The sequence below is a fragment of the Micrococcus sp. iso_229 genome (genome assembly GCF_058072725.1).
Genome location: NZ_CM176514.1, coordinates 1,608,797 through 1,627,227, shown reverse-complemented (window position 1 = coordinate 1,627,227; position 18,431 = coordinate 1,608,797). Strand labels below are relative to the sequence as shown.

The following is an 18,431-nucleotide window of genomic DNA, read 5'->3' as shown; positions in this document are numbered from 1 at the left end:
GTCCGCGCACGGCGGACCCCCGCCCGCCCGGGCGCCGGGCCGGGCACAATGGGTCCATGTCGTTCATGATGTCCAGCCCTCAGCCCGGCGCCGAGCAGGGCCTGCCCCGCGGCGAACTCCTGGCCACCTACGCCACCTACGCGCGGGCGCGCGAGCAGGTGGACCGCCTCGCCGCCACGGACTTCCCCGTGAGCGCCGTGTCGATCGTGGGCAAGGACCTGCGGGTCGTGGAGCGGGTGCGCGGCCGGCTGAACTACGCCCAGGTGGCGTTGTCCGCGGGTGTGCGCGGCGTGTTCTTCGGCGGACTGATCGGCGTGTTCCTCTACCTGCTGGCCCCCGAGGCCGGCCCGGGGCAGATCCTCACCTCCATGCTGCTGGGCCTGGCGGTGTGGCTGATCTTCGGCGTGATCGGCTTCGCGATGCGTCGGGGCCAGCACGGCTTCGCGTCCTCGCAGGCCGTCGTGCCCACGGCCTTCGACCTCGTGGTCGCGTTCGACCACGCCGCCCGCGCCCGCCAGGAGCTGGGCCTGGGCGGTGCCGCGGCCCCGATGCCGCCCGCGGCCCCGCAGCCGGCGCCCGCGCCCGCCGCGGAGGAGGCCGAGGACGGGTCCGTGCAGGCCACCCCGGCCGCCGCGCCGTCGTCGGGCGGGTCCCACGCGGCGCCCGCCCCCGGCGGAGCCGAGGCGCCGGCCCGGCCCGCCCCGGAGGCGGACCCCGCGCCCACCGGCCTGGACCGCTCCTACGGCGTGACCCTGCCCCCGGAGGAGGTCGCCAAGCTCATCGAGGCGCGCGGCGGCCACCCGCCCCGGCCCCAGGACGAGCCGCGCGGCTGAGCCCCGTCACAGGGACCAGGACTCGAGGCGCCGGAGCATGTCGCGCTTCTTGCTCGCATGACCGTGCATCCGGCCCAGGATGTCGCCGAGGACGGTGACGGCGCGGTCGATGTACGGGCCCTTGTTCAGCATCGCGGCCTCAGCCCGCTGCGCCATCGCGGCGTCCGTGATCTCCGCCCGTGAGGGCAGGCCGGTCTTGGCGAGGGACTCGAGGACCTGGGTGGCCCAGATCGCGGGCACGTGCGCGGCCTCGCACAGCCACAGGATCTCCTCCTGCAGCTCGGCCATCCGTGCGAAGCCGGCCTCCACCGCCAGGTCGCCACGGGCGATCATCACCCCGACGTCCCGCCAGCGCATCGCCTCGAGCAGCATCCTCGGCAGCTGCCGGAAGGCCTCCACCGTCTCGATCTTCAGCGTGATGTCCACGTCCGGCGCGGCCTCGGCCTCGAGCGCGTCGATCAGCTGGGCCACGTCCTCGGCCGAGCGGACGAAGGACATGTTCACCATGTCCGCGTGGCGGGCCGCGAACGGGATGTGGGCGAGGTCCTCGTCCGTGAGGGCCGGGATGTCCAGGTGCGTGTCCGGGAAGTTCACGCCCTTCTCCGCCTTGAGCTTCGCCCCGCGCGGACCGGCCTGGGTCACCTCGAGGGTGATCTCGTCGTCGGACACCGCCGTGATCCGCGCGCCGATCCGTCCGTCGTCGAGGGAGACCCGGTCGCCGACCTCCGCGTCGGCGAACGCCTGCGCCAGGGTGAGGCCGATCCGGTAGGGCGGCGTGTCGACCGCGGGGACCGGCTCGAGCGAGCGGGTCAGCACGATCTGCTCGCCCTCGTGCACGCGCATGGACTGCTCGAGCGGGGGCAGCGGCCCGACCTCGAGCGGACCGTGCGGCGTCGTCAGTGCCGTGCCCGTCGCCCAGTAGACCGTCTTGTCCGCCCGCACGAGCACGCCCTCGCCGTCCACCCGCTCGACCTCCAGCCTGCGGTGTGAACCCCGCGCGTCGGTCAGCTCGATCTCGTCGCCGCGCTGCAGGGCCGCCAGGGTCTTCCCCTCCGGGTGCGCCAGCGGCACGACGACGGCGCCGTCCGGCCCGTCCGCCGCGGCCACGGCGTCGTGGGGCCCGGCGGTAAGCCACACACGGGAGGGCTCGGTGACGGTCCCGGATTGGTCCCGGGCGGGCTTCACCTTCACGATGCGCGGGCCCGGCTCGATGGGGCCCGTGCGCACCTTCGGCCCGGCCAGGTCCATCGCGACCAGGGGCGCGGGCCGGCCCGCACCGGCACACCGACGGACCGCCGCGATCATGGCGGCCCACGCCTGCTCGTCGTCGTGGGCGCAGTTCACGCGCGCCAGGTCCATGCCGGCCTCGGCGATCCGGGCCACGAGCTCCGGGTCCGTGGCGGCCTCGGAGGGCATCGTCACCATGATGCGCGCGTCCCGGTCGCCGCGGGCCGGACCGAGCAGGCTCGCCGCGTTGCGGGCGAGGATGGCGCGGCCCTCGGCGGAGGTCAGGGCGTCGTCCTCGGGCGCGGGGGCGGGGTCGCCGTCGAGCGCGCGGGCGGCGGCCAGCACCGCGTCCACGTGCCCCAGCACGCCGGCCTCCATGCGGCCCAGAGAGGACAGGCCGGCGTCGCTCAGCGCCTCCTGCAGGGGCCGCAGATCGGTGCCGCGCAGGGCGACGTAGTGCACGAGGTTCCGGGCCGAGGCCCGGTGGCGGTCCCGGACGCGGGAGATGAGGTCGGCGTGCTCCGCCTCGGCGGAGAGGAGGCGGTCGCGGAGGGCGGTGAGCTCGGTGGTCAGGTCGATACCCATGGTCCGAACCCTAGGAGCGCCCTCCGCGCCGGATCACGCCTGGAGCCGCGCCATCCAGGCCTCGATCTCGTCCGGGGTGCGGGGGAGGGCCGCGGAGAGGTTCTCGGCCCCGTCCTCGGTCACGAGGATGTCGTCCTCGAGGCGCACGCCGATGCCGCGGTACTCCTCCGGCACGGCCAGGTCCTCCTCCTTGAAGTACAGACCCGGCTCGATCGTGAAGACCATGCCCGGCTCGAGCACGCCGTCCAGGTAGAGCTCGCGCTTGGCCTGCGCGCAGTCGTGCACGTCGAGGCCGAGGTGGTGCGAGGTGCCGTGGGGCATCCAGCGCCGGTGGTGCTGGCCCTCGTCCGAGAGCGCGACCTCGGCCGAGACCGGCAGCAGGCCCCAGCCGTCGAGGCGGTCGACGAGCACCCGCATGGCCTCGGCGTGGAGCTCGCGGAACCGGATGCCGGGGCGCACGATCGCGAAGGCGGCGTCCGCGGCGTCGAGGACCGCCTGGTAGATGCGACGCTGCACGTCCGTGAACGTGCCGGACACGGGCAGGGTGCGGGTGATGTCCGCGGTGTAGAGGGAGTCGTCCTCGACGCCGGCGTCGAGCAGGAGCAGCTCACCCGGGCGCACGGCGCCCGTGTTGCGGATCCAGTGCAGGATCGTGGCGTTGTTGCCGGAGGCCGCGATGGTGTCGTAGCCCAGGTCGTTGCCCTCGAGGCGGGCGCGGGCGAAGAAGGCGCCCTCGACCACGCGCTCGCCGCGGTCGTGGCCCACGGCGCGCGGCAGGGCCCGCACGACGTCCTCGAAGCCCGCGATCGTGGCGGCCACCGAGGCGCGCATCCGCTCGACCTCCCACGCGTCCTTGACCAGGCGCAGCTCGGAGAGGAACTCGGCGGTCTGGGCGTCGGCCTCGGCCGCGGCGGCCAGGTCCACGCCGGCCTCGGTCCGGACGGCGGCCAGCAGGGCGTCCACGTCCTGGTCGGTCTCGGCCAGCAGCCGGACCGTGGTGCCGTCGGCGGCCACGTTCTTGGTGACGGCGGACTCGAGCTCCTCGAGCCCCGCCGTGCGCAGGCCGGTGCGGGCGGCCAGGCCGGCCAGGGTCGGACGGGGGCCGATCCAGAACTCACCCGAGCGCGAGTCCGCGTAGAACTGCTCGGTGTCTCGGCCGGCCAGGGGACGGAAGTACAGGGTGGCGGTGTGGTCCGTGCCGTCGTCGCCGGCGCCCGGGTCCGTGGGCTCGAGCACGAGCACGGCGTCCGGCTCGTGGTCCACGCCGAGGCCCGTCAGGTGGGCGAACGCGGAGTGCGCGCGGAAGCGGTAGTCGGTGTCGTTCGAACGGACCTTGAGGCGGCCGGCCGGCACCACGATCCGCTCGCCCGGGAAGCGCGCGGAGACGGCGGCCCGTCGCCGGGCGGCGTACGGGGCCGAGGCGTCGGGGTCGGGCAGGGCCTGCGACGACGGCGCCCAGTCGGAGGCCATGAAGTCGCGGAAGGCGTTCGAGGCGGGGCGCTGCGAGCGGTTGTCGACGCGCTCGGCCAGCGGCTGGGGGTTCACCGCGCCGGTGCCGTCGGCGCCCGCCTCGGTGGTGGCGGCGGGCTGGTCGGGGGTGGTCTGGGCGGGGTGCTGTGCGGCATCGGTCATGCCCTCCATCATGGCACCGGTGGGCGCGGGCAGGTCGGGGGCCGCCGCGCGCGGGTCTCGGTACCATGGCCGCCATGGCCCGCTACGACCTGCACACGCACTCGACCGAGTCCGACGGCACCGAGCCGCCGGCCGACGTGGTGCGTGCGGCGGCGCGGGCCGGGCTGGACGGCCTCGCGCTCACCGACCACGACACGACCGCCGGCTGGGCCGAGGCCGCCCAGGCCGCGCGGGAGACCGGACTGACGCTCGTGCCCGGCATGGAGATGTCCTGCACCTCCGCCGACGGCGTGAGCGTGCACGTGCTCAGCTACCTGCACGACCCCGAGGACCCCGCCCTGCTGCGGGAGGTCGGCCTGGCCCGCGACGCGCGGCTGATCCGGGCGCAGGAGATGGTGCGGCGCCTGGGAGCGGACTTCCCGATCACGTGGGAGCTGGTCCAGGAGCACGCGGCGGAGAACGCGACGATCGGCCGGCCCCACCTGGCCGACGCCCTCGTGACGATCGGAGCCGTCCCGGACCGCTCCGCGGCGTTCACGGAGATCCTCGCCGGCCGGTCCAAGTACTACGTGCCGCACTTCGCCCCGGACCCGGCCGAGGCGGTCGCGCTCATCCGGGCCGCCGGCGGGGTGCCGGTGTTCGCGCATCCCCGGGCGCGCATGCGCGGCCGCGTGGTGGGCGACGAGGTGTTCGAGCAGATGGCCGAGGCCGGACTGGCGGGGGTCGAGGTCGAGCACCGGGACAATCCGGCGGAGGAGCGCACCTGGCTGCGCGCGTTCGCGGACCGGCACGGGCTGTTCGTCACCGGCTCGTCCGACTACCACGGCACCGGCAAGCCCAATCCGATCGGCGAGCACACCACGGGCGCGGAGGTGCTCGCCGAGATCGAGCGGCAGGGCACCGGCACGGCGATCATCCGCGGCTGAGCTCGGACGGCCCGGGCGACGGCGGAGGATCCGTTGCGCGAATGACCCTTCCAGCCACCGTGCAGGCGCTCAGAAGGGTCATTCGCGCAGAAGACTCCCGGAAGCCCGGGAGGGACGGTCAGCCGTCCACGACCTCGCCGTTGCGGCGGCGCGTGCGGGTGCGGCCGCCCCGGCGACGACGGGCCTCGGCCCGGGCCTCGGCGCGCTCGGCCCGGCGGGCCTCGGTGAGCTCGACGCCGGCCACCGGCGCCGGCGTGCGGGCCGCGGGGGCCTCGGAGCGCGAGGCGGTGCGCTCGCGGCCCTCGCCGCGACCACGGCCCCGGCCCTCGGCGCGCTGCTCGGCGGGTGCCTCACCACGGCCCCGGCCCGAGCGCTCGGAGCGCTCGCCGCGGCCCCCGCCGCGCGCCGCGTCACGGCCCTCGCCGGAGCGGCCGCCCTGGCCCCGGCCGCCGCGCTCGCCGTCGCGAGACCGGCCGCCGCGCTCGCCGTCGCGAGACCGGCCGCCCTCACGGCCGCCGCGGGACCGGCCGCCGTCGCGGGACCGGCCGCCCGCGCGACCCCGTCCGCGACCGCCGTCGCGCTGCTTCGCCTCGGGGCCGCCGAGGTCCTCGAGCACCTCGCCCTCGAGGCCCTCGAGCACGCGCTTGGCCTGGGGCAGGCGGCCCTTCGTGCCCTTCGGGATGCCGAGGTCGGAGAACAGGTGCGGGGAGGAGGAGTAGGTCTCCACCGGCTCGGGCTGGCCGAGGCCGAGCGCCTTGTCGATCAGGGACCAGCGCGGCATGTCCTCCCAGTCCACGAGGGTCACCGCCACGCCCTTGTTGCCGGCGCGGCCCGTGCGGCCCACGCGGTGCACGTAGGTCTTCTCGTCCTCCGGCGCCTGGAAGTTGAACACGTGGGTGACGTCGTCGACGTCGATGCCGCGCGCCGCGACGTCGGTGGCCACGAGGATGTCCACCTTGCCGTTGCGGAACGCGCGCAGCGCCTGCTCGCGGGCGCCCTGGCCGAGGTCGCCGTGCAGCGCGCCGGCCGCGAAGCCGCGCGCCGTCAGCTCGTCCGCCACGCGGGCGGCCGTGCGCTTGGTGCGCGTGAAGATGATGGTCCGGCCGCGGCCCTCGGCCTGCAGGGCGCGGGCCACGAGCTCGTCCTTGTCCATGTGGTGGGCGCGGTAGACGAGCTGACGGATGTCCTTCTTCGTCAGGCCCTCGTCCTCCGGGTCCGCCGCGCGGATGTGGGTGGGCTGCGTCATGTAGCGGCGCGCCATCGCGACCACGGGACCCGGCATGGTGGCCGAGAACAGCATGGTCTGGCGCACGGCCGGGACGGCGGCGAGCAGGGTCTCGACGTCCGGGAGGAAGCCGAGGTCCAGCATCTCGTCGGCCTCGTCCAGCACCACGGTGTTCACCAGGTCCAGGCGCAGGTGGCGCTGGCGCATCAGGTCGATGAGGCGGCCGGGGGTGCCGACGACGATCTCGACGCCGCGCTGCAGCTCCTCGATCTGCGGCTCGTAGGCGCGGCCGCCGTAGATGGTGGCGATGCGCAGGGGGCGCCGGGCCGCGGCGGCCGTGAGGTCGCCGGCCACCTGGACGGCGAGCTCGCGCGTCGGGGCGACGATCAGGGCCTGCGGGGCGCCCGCGGTGCCCTTGGCCTCGAGGGCGTCCCAACCGGGCTCACCCGGGCCGATGGCGCGCTGCAGCGCGGGGATGCCGAAGCCGAGGGTCTTGCCGGTGCCGGTCTTGGCCTGGCCGATGATGTCGTGGCCGCCGAGGGCGACCGGCAGGGTCATGGCCTGGATGGGGAAGGGGTGGACGATGCCCTTGGCCTCCAGGGCCTCGACGATCTTGGGGTGCACCCCGAAGTCGGCGAAGGTCTGCTCGGGGGCCACGGGCGCGGCGTCCTCGGTGACGATGTCCTCCGCGATCTCCGCGACCGTCGGGTCGACGTCGGCGGGGGCGGGGGTGTGCTCGGAGTTCTGGGTCATGGCGACTCGCGTTCCTGGTCGGGCGTCGTCACGGCGGGCGGAAGGCCCGGCTCCGCCGTGCGCGCGGTTCAAGCGGAAGCCGATCGCGAGGCAAGCACGCGGAGCGGCCGACGGGCGGCGCCCCGTGGAACCGGGCCGGGCGCGCCGTGCGAGGCGGGCCGTGCCGGATCCGGCAGGTCATGGTGCCGTCCCGGGCGTCAGGGGCGCGGGCGGCGGGTCAGGGTGATCAGAGAGCGACCGGTCATCCTGGGTCAGCGTGAGCTGTGCGGCCAGTCTACCCCCGCGGCCGTGATCGCACCCGAGGCGCGGTCCACGCCCTCGATCCGCACGCGCACCCGGGTGCCCGCCGGAACGCTGCCCGGCACCCGCAGACTCACGGCCGGGTCGAGCAGCCACACCTCCGTGCCGTCCTTCGCCTCGCGCACCGCGATCCCCTCGAGTTCCGCGCCGACGCGGGACTCGAGCGCCGCCGCCTCCACGAGGTCCGCCGCTGTCCGGCTCGCGGCCGAGGCCCGGCGCGACGAGTCCGCCATGAGGGCGGGCAGCTCGGGCAGGGCGCTGCGGACCCACGCGGGGGCGGGGGCGCCGGTGACGTGGGCGTGGCACAGCGCCAGGACGAAGCGGTCCACGAGCCGGCGCAGGGGAGCGGTGGCGTGGGCGTAGGGGGCGGCGAGCGCGGCCTGGGCCGGTTCGGCGGGCGGCGTGCGCAGGGCCGGGTCCTCGGCCTGCGCGTCGAAGACCGTGTACCCGGCGCCGCGGAACAGCCCGGTCGCCGCATGCAGCACCGCCAGGTGCCGCGCGTCGGCCGGGTCGAGGGAACGCAGGTAGGCGCCGTAGTCCTGGCCCTCGTCCCACGGGACGCCCAGGGCGCGCGTGCGCTCTCGGAAGGCGGCGACGGCGTCGGCGTCCGGCGCCGGCATCGTGCGCAGGATCCCGACCCCGGCGGCCAGCATCAGCTCGGCCGCGGCCATGCCGGTCAGCAGGGAGAGCTGGGCGTTGTGCTCCTCCGCCGGCAGCGGCGCCCGGTGCACGAGCTCGTGCGCCCCGTCCTCGGTGACACGGACCTCCTGGTCCGGCATGTTCAGGGAGGCGCCGCCGCGGGCGGCCTCCTGCGCGGCTCGCCGTCGGCCCACCTTTGGCAGCAGCGCCAGCGAGTCGCGCACCTCGGCCGGCCACCCCTCGGCGGCGGCCCGGTCCGCGTCGGTGACCCCAGGACGCGGCGTCGCCGGCGCCTGCGCCCCCGGCTGTGCGTCGAGGAAGGCCTGCACCTGCCCGTACGTCAGCTGCGCCCGGGAGCGGACGCGGGCGCGTTCGAGGCCGGTCTCGACGACGGCGCCCGCGGCGTCCAGCAGGAACGTCCACACGAACGCCGGGCGCTCGCGGCTCGGCAGCAGGGAGGCGGCGTCCTCGCTCAGCACCTCCGGGTGCAGGGGGACCCGGCCGTCGGGCAGGTAGACGGTCTGGCCGCGGCGGCGGGCCTCGGCGTCCACGGCGCCGCCCGGGGCCACGAAGGCGGGCACGTCCGCGATCGCGTAGCGGACCAGGATGCCGTCGTCGTCGACGGGGGTCAGGAGCAGGGCCTGGTCCAGGTCCGTGGCGCCGGCGGGGTCCACGGTGACGAACGGCAGGGCCGTGCGGTCCGCGTGGTCCGGGCTCCCGGTCAGGCCCGCCTGCACCTCGCGCGCGGCCGCCTCCGCCTCGGCCAGGACGGGGGCGGGGAAGGCCGGCGGCAGCTCGAGCTCCGTCCGCAGGGCGGCGAGGCGCTCGAGCAGGGCCGGGTCGGCGGGGCCGCGGAGGCCGAGGGCGTGAGGGGACATGGCGATGCTCCTGGGCAAGGGGGCCGAGACGACGCACGCCCCGGCGGATCACCGGGGCGTGCGGGCGGGTCAGGAGGCGGCGAACCCGAGCGGGCCCGACTTCTTCGCGCCGATCTCCACGAAGCCGATGCGGTCGCCGGGGACGACCACCTGGCGGCCCTTGGCGTCCGCCAGGACCAGCGGGGTGCCGTCGGCGACGGCGGCGTCCACGAGGGAGCGGACCTCGTCCGCCGACTGCTCGCTGTCGATGACGACCTCGCGGCCGACGTGCTGCACACCGATGCGGATCTCCATGGGGAACCTCTTCTCTTCGTCGCGTCCTGTGCGGTCCGCCGTCAGCCTACGGGACCGCTCGGCGGGGTGGACGGGCGCCCCCGAGGTTCACCCGCGGGCGAAACGGGCCGGACGGCCGGGTCAGCGTGGGGCGTCGTCCGCGGAGGGCAGCGAGGCGAGGCCGCGCCAGACGAGCGCGTCCACCGTGCGGGCCATCTCGGCCGCGGCGGGGCGGGCGTCGACGTCGAGCCGGTCCGCCCAGTGGCGGGCGGCGCCCAGGAGGTAGCCGACGAGTCCGCGGGAGAGCACCTCGGCCTCGGCCTCAGCCACGGTGGTGTCCGCGCGGATGGTGCGCGCGACCTCGGAGGAGAGCAGCCGGTGGACGGCCTCGCTGCGCATGCGCACCTCCGGGTCCCCGTCGATGCCGGAGTCGAAGATGAGGCGGTGGGTCCGCTCGGGGGAGGCCATGTACTCGAACACGGCGGCGACGGTGGCCCGCACCCGTTCGCGGTTGTCCCGGCGGGTGTCCATCGCCGCCTCGAGGAGCGCGCGCAGGCTCGCGACCTCGGCGTCCAGCAGCTCGAGGAAGAGCTCGTGCTTGCTGGGGAAGTGCTGGTAGAGGACCGGCTTGGAGACCTCGGCCCGCTCGGCGATCTGCTCCATGGAGGCCCTCGCGTACCGCTCGGCGGCGAAGACGGCGCGGGCGCAGTCCAGCAGCTGACGACGGCGCTCGTGCCGGGGCAGACGACGGCCTCGCCCGGGCTCCTCGGGCGCGGTGGCGGCGGGGTGGTCGGTCACGGGGTCCTCCTGGCGCGGGGCGGTCTCACGCGACGCGCGCGGCGCCGCCCTCGTCCTCATGCGCGGGGCAGACCGCCTCGACCGTGCCCACGGCGGGGGCGGGGCGGCCGGGGGCCTCGATCCCGAAGACCGCCTCGAGGGCGTCCTCATAGCGGTCGAGCCGGCCCTCGGCGGCGAGCCGCTTGGCGCGCACGCTGGGCTCGTGCAGGAGCTGGTTCACCATGCGGCGCAGGGCGAACTCCACCTCCTCGGCGGCCGCCGTGCAGCCGTGGCGGGCGCGCACCCGCTCGAGCTCCCGGTCGAGCACGCCGAGGGTGTGGCGGCGCAGGGCCTTGATCGCCGCGTCGGCACTGCGGCCGCGCTGCGCGGCGCGGTACTCCTCGACGGCGTCGTCCACGAGCGCGCGGGCCTCGGCGACGGCGACCTCGGCCTGCTCGGGGGCGGCCAGCCGCACCGACTCGAGGGTGATGAGGTCGACGTCCGGCAGGTCCGCGACTGCGGGGTCGAAGTCGCGCGAGAGGGCCAGGTCGACCACCGTGAGCGGGCGCCGTGCGCCCTCGCGCAGTTCCTGCAGGCGCTCGGGGCTGATCTGGCGCTCGCCACCGGAGGAGCCGATGATCACGTCCGCCTCGGCGACGGCGCCGGCCACGGCCTCGCCGCCGAGCGCGAGGGCCCAGCCGCCGCGGTCTGCGACGAACTGCTCCGCGCGGCCCGAGGCCGAGTGCACGCCGACGGTGGTCGCACCCCGGTCTGCCAGCTGCGCGAGCGTGGTGCCGGCGTAGGCGCCCGTGCCGATCAGCAGGATGGTGGCCCCGGCCCAGAAGTCGCGCTGGGCCGCGGCGTCGGTGAGACCGCGCAGCTCCTCCGCGAGGTCCAGGGCGACGGAGACGACCGAGCGGCCGGCCGCGCCGAGCGCCGTGCGGGAGCCGACGTCTTTGGCCGTGCGCGTGGCGGACTCGAAGAGGCGGACGAGCGGGCCCGAGGCGGTGCCCGCCTCCTGGGCCGCCGTCAGGGCGCGCCGGACCTGACCGGCGATCTCGCGCTCGCCCACCACGGCGGAGTCCAGCCCGGCGCCGACCTCGAAGAGGTGACGGGCCGTGGCGTCGGCGTCGAGCGTGCGGAACGCGGTGTGCACGTCCTCGTCCGGCAGGGAGGTGGAGGCGGCGACGGCGGACAGCAGCCCCGCGCGGGCGACCTCGACGCCGACCCCGTCGGCCTCGGCGTAGATCTCCACGCGGTTGCACGTGGCCAGCACGACGGCGCCCGCCGCACCGCTGCCGGGCAGGGCGGGCCCGACCCCGGTCGCGCCGGCGCTGAGGCGGGCGACCGTGTCCAGGTCCAGATCATGGTGGGAGGCGACGAGAGAGAAGACAGTCACAGCGGGCCAAGTCTAGCCCCGACCGCCCCGCCCGTCCGGGAAGGCGGACCTGACCCGGGCGCCGCCGGCCAGTGTGACGACGCTCACGGAGGACGCGGATGTGCCACCGCGACACGACCGGTGGGACACTGGGGGGCATGTCCGCCCTGTCCCAGACCCCCGAGACCCCCGCGGCCGTCCCGGCGCTGCCCGCCGAGCACCCGCTGCGCACCGAGGATCCGTCACGCTCGACCGCGGCCAGCCCGCTCCTTCGCGCGCTGCGCGGCCAGCGCCCCGACCGCCACCCCGTGTGGTTCATGCGACAGGCCGGCCGTTCGCTGCCCGAGTACCGCCAGGTGCGCGAGGGGATCGGGATGCTCGACTCCTGCCTCATGCCGGACCTGGTCCGGGAGATCACGATGCAGCCGGTGCGCCGCCATGACGTCGACGCGGCGATCTTCTTCTCGGACATCGTGGTCCCCCTGCGCCTGGCGGGCGTGGACGTGGAGATCCAGCCCGGCGTGGGCCCCGTGCTCGGCCGGGCCGTCCGCACCGCCGACGACGTCGCCGCGCTGCCCGTCCTCGAGGACGCCGCCCTGGACGTCATCCGCGAGGCCGTCGCGGCCACCGTCGCCGAGCTGGGCCCGCGCCCCCTGATCGGCTTCGCCGGCGCTCCCTTCACGCTGGCGGCGTACATGGTGGAGGGCCGTCCCTCCCGCGACCACTTCGGCCCGCGACGCATGATGCACGCCGACCCCGAGACCTGGGCCGCCCTGGCCGACTGGGCCGCCACCGTGTCCGGCCAGTTCCTGCGCGCCCAGCTCGAGTCCGGCGCCTCCGCCGCGCAGCTGTTCGACTCGTGGGCCGGTTCGCTCTCGGCGGACGACTACCTCGAGCACGTGCAGCCGCACTCGAGGGCGGCCCTCGCCCATGTCGCCGACCTCGCCGGGCCCGGCGTCCCCGACGGCGCCCCGCTCCTGCACTTCGGCACGGGCACGGGAGAGTTCCTGCACCACATGCGTGACGCGGGCGCGACCGCCGTCGGCGTGGACCACCGCCTCACGCTCGCCGAGGCGCACCGTCGTCTCAGCGCGAACCCCGGCCCCGACGGACGCGGCGCCGTGCCCCTGCAGGGCAACATCGATCCGGCCCTGCTCGCCGCCCCGTGGGAGGTCCTCGAGGCCCACGTGCGCGACGTCGTCGCCTCCGGCGCCGTCGCGCCCGGCCACGTCGTCAACCTCGCCCACGGCGTGCCGCCGGAGACGGACGCGGCCGTGCTGACCCGCGTGGTCGAGCTGATCCACTCCCTGCCCGTGGCGGAGCGGGAGGGCCAGGACCCGGCACCGGGGGTCGAGACCGCCGAGCGGGAGGAGCGCGCATGAGCGGCACGGCGCTCGTGGTCGGCGGCGGCATCGCCGGCCTCGTCGCGGCCCACCGACTGTCCACGGCGGGCTGGGACGTGACCCTCGCCGAGGCCACCTCCGTGCTCGGGGGCGCGGTCTCCCCGCGCTTCCTCGACGTCCCCTCGCACGGCGAGACCGGGGCCCCCGAGACCCAGACCCTCGAACTCGACGGTGGGGCCGAGTCGTTCGCCGTCCGCGGCGCCGCCGTGCGCGCGCTCGTGGAGGAGCTCGGGCTGGGCGAGAAGATCGTCGCGCCCGAGCCCCTCGGCTCGTGGCTGCACGGTCCCGCCGGCCCCGTGCCCGCCCCGCGTCTCGGCATCGTCGGCATCCCCGGCGACCTCGACGCCGAGGGCCTCGCCGCCGCCCTCACGCCGGCCGGCCTGGAGCGCGCCCGGCAGGACGCCGAGGCCCCCATGGATCGCTGGGCCGCCGCGCTCGCGGCCGGCGAGCCGGTGACCGTCGCGCAGGTCGTGGCCGACCGCCTCGGCGACGAGGTGCTCGAACGCCTCGTGGCCCCCGTCGTCGCCGGAGTCCACTCGGCCGACCCCGCGGTCGTCGAGCTGGAGCGCGTGGCCCCCGGCCTGCTCGCCGCCGCCGTGGAGCACGGCGGGCTGGCCGCGGGCGTCGCCGCGCTGCGGTCCGCCGGGACCCCCGGCTCGCTCGTGGCCGGTCTGGACGGCGGCATGGTCCGCCTCACCGGCCGGCTCGTCGAGGCGCTGCGCGAGGACGGGGCCACCGTCCTGCGCGGCGTCCGAGTGGCCGCCCTGTCCCGCGTGCCCGCCACCGGCGGCTGGTGGGCCCAGATCTCGGACCGGGACGACGAGGTCGTCCGCGGGCTCGACGTGGACCGGGTCGTGCTGGCCGTGGACGGCGTCACCGCCTGGGACCTGCTGGCCCCGCTCTCGGCCGACGCCCTGGACCCTGACGCCGGCCCCGCCCTCGGCGAGGGCATCGCGCTGGCCACGCTCGTCGTCGAGGCCGCGGGCCTGGACGACGCGCCACGCGGCACCGGAGTGCTGGTCGGCGCCGGGACGGACGTGGCCGCCAAGGCCCTGACCCACGCCACCGCCAAGTGGGCGTGGCTGCGCGAGGTCGTCGCGCGGCCGCAGGAGGACGGCGTCGCCCGTCACCCCCACCGCCATGTGCTGCGCCTGTCCTACGGCCGCCAGGGCGGTGGGCCCGAGGCCCTGGGCCACCGCAGCGCGGACGAGGAGCTGCTCGCGCAGGCGCTCGTGGACACGGCGACCCTCACCGGGGTGCCGCTGGCGGAGGAGGACGTCGTCGCCCGCACCGTCACCCGCTGGCGCCGCTCCATCCCGCCGCAGGCCGGCCCCGACCGCGCGAAGGCGGACACGCTGATCGACTGGGCACGGGACGTGCCCGGCCTCGACCTCGTGGGCAGCTGGGTGCACGGCACCGGGCTGGCCGCCGTCGTCGCCGGCGTGGACCGCACCCTCGGCGCCGACGCACCGCCCGCCGGCTGACCTCGCCCCCAGACCACCCCTGACGCAATCGGATCCCAAGGAAGAGGACCATGACCAAGGACAGCACCACCACCCCTGCCGAGGCAGGCAAGGACTGGTTCACCACCTACACCGCGTTCGCCCGCCCGCAGGGCGAGCCCGGCTGGCTGGGACTGGAGGGCCGCGACGCGAAGAAGGCCGCCAAGGAGTTCGACGAGGCCGTCGCGCGGGTGGCCCAGACCGGCGTGACCGTGCGCGGCGTCTACGACGTCTCGGGCATGCGCGAGGCCGGCGACGTCATGGTGTGGATGTACGGCCAGGTGCCCGAGGACCTGCAGGCCGCCATCCGCGAGCTGCGCCGCACCCGTCTGCTCGAGGGCACCACGATGGTGCTCTCGGCCATGGGCGCAGATCGCATGGCCGAGTTCAACAAGGACCACGTCCCCGCCTTCGCCATGGGCCGCAAGGCCCTGAAGTGGCTGTGCTTCTACCCGTTCGTGCGCTCGTACGACTGGTACCTGCTGGACCCGAAGGAGCGGGCCCGCATGCTCCGCGAGCACGGCCAGCTCGGCCAGGACTTCCCGCAGGTGTGGGCGAACACCACCAGCGCGTTCGGCCTGAACGACTGGGAGTGGCTGCTGGGCCTCGAGGCGGACGAGCTGACGGACCTGGTGGACATGATGCGCCACCTGCGCAACAACGAGACCCGCCTGCACGTGCGCAGCGAGGTGCCGTTCTACACCGGACGCCGTCTGGAGACCGCCGAGATCGCGGAGGTGCTGGCCTGATGACTGCCGCCCCCGAGCCCCGCGCCGACGCGCCCGACCACACCGGCCCGGACGCCGGCGTCGCCCCGGCCCTCCGGACGCCCGAGAAGGCCGCCGCCGGCGTCGACTACGACGCGTGCGGCGTGATGGCCCCCAAGGACTACGACGCCCTGCTGCTCGCCTCCTTCGGCGGGCCCGAGGGCCAGGACGACGTGATCCCGTTCCTGCGCAACGTCACGCGCGGGCGCGGCATCCCGGACGAGCGCCTCGAGGAGGTCGCCACCCACTACCGCGCCAACGGCGGCGTCAGCCCCATCAACGCGCAGAACCGCGCGCTGAAGGCGGCCATCGAGGCCGAGCTGGCCGCCCGCGGCCTGGACCTGCCCGTGTACTGGGGCAACCGCAACTGGGAGCCCTACTTCCCGGACACCCTCGAGCGGATGCACGCCGACGGGCACCGCCGCATCCTGACGGTCACCACCTCCGCGTACTCCTGCTACTCCTCGTGCCGCCAGTACCGGGAGGACATGGGCATGGCCATGGAGCAGACCGGCCTGACCGGGAAGGTGGACCTGGACAAGACGCGCCAGTACTTCAACCATCCCGGCTTCATCGAGCCGTTCCGGGACGGCCTGCGCGCGGACCTGGCCTCGCTGCGCGCGGAGCTGGGGGACGACGCGCGGATCCACGTGCTCTTCGCGACCCACTCCATCCCCACCTCCGACGCCGCCGCCGCCGGCCCGCGCGGCCTCGCCGCAGACCTGCGCGCGCAGGCGGGGGCGGAGCCGGGCGACGAGGGTGCGGACGTGTACTCGGCGCAGCACCTCGACGTGGCCCGCGAGATCCTCGCCGGCGTGCCCGAGGCCGCGGACGTGCCGTGGTCGCTCGTGTACCAGTCGCGCTCCGGCCCGCCCTCGGTGCCGTGGCTCGAGCCGGACATCAACGACGCGATGGAGCACCTCGCGGGCGAGGGTGCCGAGACGGACGCGCAGGGTCGTGCCGTGGCGGGCTTCGTCGTCGTGCCGCTGGGCTTCGTCTCGGACCACATGGAGGTGGTCTGGGACCTCGACACCGAGGCCAAGGAGACCGCCGAGGGGCTGGGTGTGGGGTTCCGTCGCAGCCCCACCCCGGGCACCGACCCGCGGTTCGTGGCCGGGCTCGTGGACATCGTGGAGGAGCGGCTGGGCCGGCGCGAGGGCCGCGCCGCGGCCGGCTGCTTCCCGGCCTGGTACGACGTGTGCCGGCCGGACTGCTGCGCCAAGGTGATGCGGGACGGCTCGACGCGGCCGACGACGTCCGCGGTCGACGCCGCCGTGCGCGGGCTGGCCGAGCACGAGGCGGGCGCCGCGGCCCCCGCCGAGGAGGCCTGAGACCGTGACCCCCCTGCGCATCGGCACCCGGGGCTCCGCCCTGGCGACCACGCAGACCACCCACGTGGCCGAGGCGCTCACGGAGCGATCCGGCCTGGCCCACGAGCTGGTGGTGATCCGCACCGAGGGCGACGTCACCACCGGCTCGCTGGCCTCGCTGGGCGGCACCGGCGTGTTCGCCTCGGCGCTGCGGGCCGCCGTGCTCGACGGCGCCGTGGACGCGGCCGTGCACTCGCTCAAGGACCTGCCGGCCGCCCAGCCGGAGACCCTCGAGATCGCCGCGGTGCCGGCCCGTGCCGACCTGCGGGACGCCCTGTGCGCCCGCGACGGCCTCACCCTGGCGACCCTGCCCGAGGGCGCCCGGGTGGGCACGGGCTCGCCGCGCCGCGTGGCCCAGCTCAAGGCCCTGCGCCCGGATCTGGAGCTCGTGGACATCCGCGGCAACGTGCAGACCCGCCTGGCCCGGGTGCCCGGGCTGGAGCAGCACGACGACCACGCCCCGGCCGCCGCGGGCTCGCCCCGCGGTGACCTCGACGCCGTGATCCTGGCCTGTGCCGGGCTCGACCGGCTCGGCCTGGACCACGTGATCACCGAGCGGATCGACCCGGAGGTCATGGTGCCCGCCCCCGGGCAGGGCGCCCTGGCCGTGGAGATCCGGGCCGAGGACGAGTCCTTCCTCGGCCGCGCGCTCCTGGACCCCCAGGCGCCGGTCGGGAGGCTGCACGCCGCCCTCGAGCTGGTCGACGATCGGGACACCCACGTGGCGGTCACCGCCGAGCGGGCCCTGCTGCGTCGCCTCGAGGCCGGCTGCGCCGCGCCGATCGGGGCCGTGGCCCGCGTGAGCGACGGCGAGGCCGGCGCGCCGCGCATCGAGATGACCGCGATGGTGGCCGCCCTCGACGGCTCGCGCGTGCTGCGCCGGACCTCGTCCGTGCAGCTCGACCCGGTGCCGGCCGACGTGGCCGGTGACCCGGCGGCCGCCGACGAGTGGCTCGAGGACACCCTGTTCGTGGCCGCGGAGGCACTCGGCGTGCACGTGGCCGAGCAGTTCGTGGCCGAGGGCGCCGACCTGCTGCCCGGCACGGTGCGCGGGGTGGACCGGGGCGACGGCGCCCCGCGGCCCGACGACCCGGCCTGAGATGCGCGTCCTGCTCACCCGCCAGCCGGCCCAGGCCGGCGACCTCGAGGCCGGTCTCGCCGGCGCCGAGGTGGCGGGGCGGCGGCTGCGGGTCGGCTTCCTGCCGCTGACCGACTTCGCGCTGCCCGACGACGACGGCCCCCTGCGCGCGCTGCTGGCGGACTGGGCGGGGACCGACGGTGATGCGGCCGGGCCGGTGCGCTCGGACGGGTCCCGCTGGCTCGTGCTGACGAGCCCCAACACCGTGCGCGCGCTCAGGGCCGTCGGCTGGGACGGCCATGTCCCGGCGAGCGCGCGGATCGCGGCCACCGGACCGGGAACGGCACGGGTGCTGACCGAGGCGGGCTGCGACGCGGCGCCGTGGCTGCCGCCGGAGGACCGCTCCGCCGAGGGCCTGATCGCCGGACTCGCCGCCCTGCATCCCCGCGGCGCCCGCGCGTGGCTGCCCCAGTCCGACCGGGCCCGGCCCCGCCTCGCCGACGGCCTGCGCGCGGCGGGCTGGGACGTGCGGACCGGGCTCGCCTACCGGACGGTGCCGTATCCGGCGCAGGCTGGCAGGCGGCTGCTCGACGGGGCGGCGGACGAGGACCGGGGGGACGTCGTGACGCCCGCGCGGCTGGCCGTGGTCGCGGCGGGGACCGCCGTGGTGCTCACCAGCTCCTCCGCGGCGGAGGAGTTCGTGGCCGCGGGTCTGAGGCCGCTGGTGGGGGAGCGGGTGCGGCTCGTGGCGATCGGCGCGCCGACCCGAGACACGTGCGCGCGGCGGGGTCTGCCCCTGCTCGGGACGGCCCCCACGCCGGATGCGGCCGGAGTGCTGGCCGTGCTGCGCGCTGCGGCCTGAGCCGCCCGTCCGCACTCGGGGCG

15 protein-coding genes are annotated in these 18,431 nt (G+C 76.3%); 8 read left to right on the top strand and 7 right to left on the bottom strand.

What is annotated here, in order from left to right; translation table 11 throughout:
* Nucleotides 1–56 precede the first annotated feature (56 nt).
* Nucleotides 57–833 carry a YflT domain-containing protein gene (locus tag AC3RKA_RS07440; protein WP_489727049.1) on the top strand — a complete coding sequence of 259 codons (777 nt, stop codon included), beginning with the start codon at nt 57–59 and terminating at the stop codon, nt 831–833.
* A gap of 6 nt (nt 834–839) precedes the next feature.
* Here the strand turns inward: AC3RKA_RS07440 and AC3RKA_RS07435 are convergent, their stop codons facing one another.
* Both AC3RKA_RS07435 and AC3RKA_RS07430 read right to left on the bottom strand, forming a co-directional pair.
* Nucleotides 840–2,645 carry a pyruvate kinase gene (locus AC3RKA_RS07435; RefSeq protein ID WP_489727048.1) on the bottom strand — a complete coding sequence of 602 codons (1,806 nt, stop codon included), beginning with the start codon at nt 2,643–2,645 and terminating at the stop codon, nt 840–842.
* Nucleotides 2,646–2,678: 33 nt separating this feature from the next.
* On the bottom strand, nt 2,679–4,277 hold the full coding sequence (locus AC3RKA_RS07430) for an aminopeptidase P family protein (protein ID WP_002854725.1): 1,599 nt from the start codon (nt 4,275–4,277) through the stop codon (nt 2,679–2,681).
* 65 nt (nt 4,278–4,342) lie between these two features.
* On the opposite strand from AC3RKA_RS07430, the gene AC3RKA_RS07425 reads away from it, so the two are divergent.
* Nucleotides 4,343–5,203, top strand: a complete 861-nt coding sequence (locus tag AC3RKA_RS07425; protein ID WP_002854723.1) for a PHP domain-containing protein — start codon at nt 4,343–4,345, stop codon at nt 5,201–5,203.
* Nucleotides 5,204–5,321: 118 nt separating this feature from the next.
* Here the strand turns inward: AC3RKA_RS07425 and AC3RKA_RS07420 are convergent, their stop codons facing one another.
* The 5 genes from AC3RKA_RS07420 to AC3RKA_RS07400 form a co-directional block, all read right to left on the bottom strand.
* Nucleotides 5,322–7,181, bottom strand: coding sequence for a DEAD/DEAH box helicase (locus AC3RKA_RS07420; protein WP_489727047.1), 1,860 nt, complete (start codon nt 7,179–7,181; stop codon nt 5,322–5,324).
* 251 nt (nt 7,182–7,432) lie between these two features.
* Nucleotides 7,433–8,998, bottom strand: a complete 1,566-nt coding sequence (locus AC3RKA_RS07415; RefSeq protein WP_002854969.1) for an RNB domain-containing ribonuclease — start codon at nt 8,996–8,998, stop codon at nt 7,433–7,435.
* 69 nt (nt 8,999–9,067) lie between these two features.
* On the bottom strand, nt 9,068–9,292 hold the full coding sequence (locus AC3RKA_RS07410; RefSeq protein ID WP_002854967.1) for a DUF3107 domain-containing protein: 225 nt from the start codon (nt 9,290–9,292) through the stop codon (nt 9,068–9,070).
* Nucleotides 9,293–9,412: 120 nt separating this feature from the next.
* Nucleotides 9,413–10,069 carry a TetR/AcrR family transcriptional regulator gene (locus AC3RKA_RS07405; protein ID WP_002854964.1) on the bottom strand — a complete coding sequence of 219 codons (657 nt, stop codon included), beginning with the start codon at nt 10,067–10,069 and terminating at the stop codon, nt 9,413–9,415.
* Nucleotides 10,070–10,094: 25 nt separating this feature from the next.
* Nucleotides 10,095–11,447, bottom strand: a complete 1,353-nt coding sequence (locus tag AC3RKA_RS07400; protein WP_002854963.1) for a glutamyl-tRNA reductase — start codon at nt 11,445–11,447, stop codon at nt 10,095–10,097.
* A 137-nt stretch (nt 11,448–11,584) separates the two neighbouring features.
* On the opposite strand from AC3RKA_RS07400, the gene hemE reads away from it, so the two are divergent.
* The 6 genes from hemE to AC3RKA_RS07370 are packed head-to-tail and all read left to right on the top strand — an operon-like array spanning nt 11,585 to nt 18,408.
* Nucleotides 11,585–12,808: a uroporphyrinogen decarboxylase gene (hemE, locus tag AC3RKA_RS07395; protein ID WP_002854961.1), complete on the top strand. Its 1,224-nt coding sequence runs from the start codon at nt 11,585–11,587 to the stop codon at nt 12,806–12,808.
* On the top strand, nt 12,805–14,313 hold the full coding sequence (locus tag AC3RKA_RS07390) for a protoporphyrinogen/coproporphyrinogen oxidase (protein WP_002854959.1): 1,509 nt from the start codon (nt 12,805–12,807) through the stop codon (nt 14,311–14,313). Before hemE ends, AC3RKA_RS07390 begins: the two co-directional genes overlap by 4 nt.
* 50 nt (nt 14,314–14,363) lie before the next feature.
* On the top strand, nt 14,364–15,080 hold the full coding sequence (gene hemQ / locus AC3RKA_RS07385) for a hydrogen peroxide-dependent heme synthase (RefSeq protein ID WP_002854958.1): 717 nt from the start codon (nt 14,364–14,366) through the stop codon (nt 15,078–15,080).
* Nucleotides 15,080–16,429, top strand: a complete 1,350-nt coding sequence (locus AC3RKA_RS07380) for a ferrochelatase (RefSeq protein WP_002854955.1) — start codon at nt 15,080–15,082, stop codon at nt 16,427–16,429. The genes hemQ and AC3RKA_RS07380 overlap by 1 nt, the downstream gene beginning before the upstream one ends.
* 4 nt (nt 16,430–16,433) lie before the next feature.
* A complete protein-coding gene (gene hemC, locus AC3RKA_RS07375; RefSeq protein ID WP_002854953.1) occupies nt 16,434–17,567 on the top strand; it encodes a hydroxymethylbilane synthase in 1,134 nt (377 codons plus the stop codon).
* Nucleotide 17,568: 1 nt separating this feature from the next.
* Complete coding sequence (locus AC3RKA_RS07370) at nt 17,569–18,408, top strand: uroporphyrinogen-III synthase (RefSeq protein ID WP_002854951.1); 840 nt, start codon at nt 17,569–17,571, stop codon at nt 18,406–18,408.
* The last annotated feature ends 23 nt before the right edge of the window (nt 18,409–18,431 follow it).

Excerpts from the sequence above, each read along its gene's own strand:
- AC3RKA_RS07440 (WP_489727049.1), top strand. The coding sequence starts at position 57 with ATGTCGTTCATGATGTCCAGCCCTCAGCCCGGCGCCGAGCAGGGCCTG.
- AC3RKA_RS07435 (WP_489727048.1), bottom strand. The coding sequence starts at position 2,645 with ATGGGTATCGACCTGACCACCGAGCTCACCGCCCTCCGCGACCGCCTC.
- AC3RKA_RS07430 (WP_002854725.1), bottom strand. The coding sequence starts at position 4,277 with ATGACCGATGCCGCACAGCACCCCGCCCAGACCACCCCCGACCAGCCC.
- AC3RKA_RS07425 (WP_002854723.1), top strand. The coding sequence starts at position 4,343 with ATGGCCGCCATGGCCCGCTACGACCTGCACACGCACTCGACCGAGTCC.
- AC3RKA_RS07420 (WP_489727047.1), bottom strand. The coding sequence starts at position 7,181 with ATGACCCAGAACTCCGAGCACACCCCCGCCCCCGCCGACGTCGACCCG.
- AC3RKA_RS07415 (WP_002854969.1), bottom strand. The coding sequence starts at position 8,998 with ATGTCCCCTCACGCCCTCGGCCTCCGCGGCCCCGCCGACCCGGCCCTG.
- AC3RKA_RS07410 (WP_002854967.1), bottom strand. The coding sequence starts at position 9,292 with ATGGAGATCCGCATCGGTGTGCAGCACGTCGGCCGCGAGGTCGTCATC.
- hemE (WP_002854961.1), top strand. The coding sequence starts at position 11,585 with ATGTCCGCCCTGTCCCAGACCCCCGAGACCCCCGCGGCCGTCCCGGCG.
- AC3RKA_RS07390 (WP_002854959.1), top strand. The coding sequence starts at position 12,805 with ATGAGCGGCACGGCGCTCGTGGTCGGCGGCGGCATCGCCGGCCTCGTC.
- hemQ (WP_002854958.1), top strand. The coding sequence starts at position 14,364 with ATGACCAAGGACAGCACCACCACCCCTGCCGAGGCAGGCAAGGACTGG.
- AC3RKA_RS07380 (WP_002854955.1), top strand. The coding sequence starts at position 15,080 with ATGACTGCCGCCCCCGAGCCCCGCGCCGACGCGCCCGACCACACCGGC.
- AC3RKA_RS07370 (WP_002854951.1), top strand. The coding sequence starts at position 17,569 with ATGCGCGTCCTGCTCACCCGCCAGCCGGCCCAGGCCGGCGACCTCGAG.